The 1,362-nt window shown below is 65.3% G+C and carries 1 pseudogene and 1 other annotated feature; the pseudogene reads right to left on the bottom strand.

What is annotated here, in order from left to right:
• Nucleotides 1-28: 28 nt before the first annotated feature.
• Nucleotides 29-1,312: pseudogene (locus ON04_RS15680) on the bottom strand (IS3 family transposase).
• Nucleotides 909-1,043 (bottom strand) — a sequence feature (AL1L pseudoknot). It overlaps the preceding pseudogene by 135 nt.
• Nucleotides 1,313-1,362: the final 50 nt, after the last annotated feature.

The following is a 1,362-nucleotide window of genomic DNA, read 5'->3' as shown; positions in this document are numbered from 1 at the left end:
TGAACCGCCCCAGGTTTCCCGCCGCCCCCTATGTGGGTTGCAGCTCTCGGTTGAGAGCGGCGTAGTAGCTCTGCTCGAACTCGACGGGCGGAACGTATCCCAGGCTCGAGTGGAGCCGGTCATTGCCCGAACCACTCGACCCATGCGGCGGTCGCGTACTCTACGTCGGAGATCGTCTTGTACGGCCCGTCCTGGAAGATCGACGAGCGGATGCACTCGGCCTTGTAGAGGCCGTTGATCGTCTCCATGAGCGCATTGTCGTACGCGTCGCCGACGCTGCCGATCGACGGTTCGATCCCCTCGAGGGCCAGGCGTTCGGTGAACGCTACAGACGTATATTGACTGCCCGCGTCCGAATGGCTGACCAGCGACTTCGGCTCGATCGGGTGTCCCTCGCGATCGCGTTGCCACAGCGCCATCCGCAGCGGAGTCATGACCAGGTCCGTGGCCATGGTGGTGGCCGCGTTCCACGCCACGATGCGCTGGGCAAACACGTCGACGATGAACGCCACGTAGGTGAAGCCGGCCCACGTCCGGACGTAAGTGAAATCGGCGACCCAGAGCCGGTCCGGGCGATCCGAGGTGAAGTCGCGATCAACAAGGTCCGGCGCCCGAACACCGTCCGGATCCGAGGAAGTGGTGTACACCTTCTTGGACCGGAGTACGCCCGATAGCCCGAGCGTTCGCATCACACGGTCCACTGCTCCCGGGCTGGCTGTGGGCAGACCGGCACGGCGAACCTCCGCGAGCATCTTGCGGCGCCCGTACAGGCCCGCTGGCTGCATCTTCCGCCGCCCACGGCTATCGAGCTGCCACACCAGCGTGCGGATCACGGCCTCGACCTCAGCGTCGCTGACCGTCCTGGCCGCCACCACGCGTTGCGGCGAGGTCCACATCCGATAGGTCCGTGCGGCGATCTGCAGACCTGCTTTACCCAAGCCTCTGCAGATCGACTCGACCGCATGACCTTCCGACCGGAGTTGGTCGATGAACTCGCAGATCACCGGTTGCGGGGGTCGAGCTCCCCCGCGAAGAAAATCGAGGCCCTGCGCATGATCTCCAGGTCCTCAGTCAGTCGCCGGTTCTCGGCCTTGAGGCGCTTGATCTCAGCGCTCTCCTCGGTGCTGACCCCGGCCCGGGCTCCGGCGTCGATGTCGGCCTGCACAGCCCACCGTCGGACCGTCTCCTTGCCCAGCCCCAGACGTCGGCCCACCTGGTCACAGCAGGCCGTCAACGACGAGTACTCACCCCGATGCTCGGACACCATCCGCAGCGCCCGCTCTTTGACCGCGGGATCGATCTTCTTCGGCATACAACCATCCTCCTCGACTCAAAAGGAGGCGGCGGGAAACCTGGGGATCC

The organism is Dietzia alimentaria 72 (assembly GCF_000226215.1).
GTDB classification, from domain to species: Bacteria; Actinomycetota; Actinomycetes; order Mycobacteriales; family Mycobacteriaceae; genus Dietzia; species Dietzia alimentaria.
The sequence above is the reverse complement of the archived record's forward strand: the minus strand, read 5'-3'. Positions and strand labels throughout refer to the sequence as shown.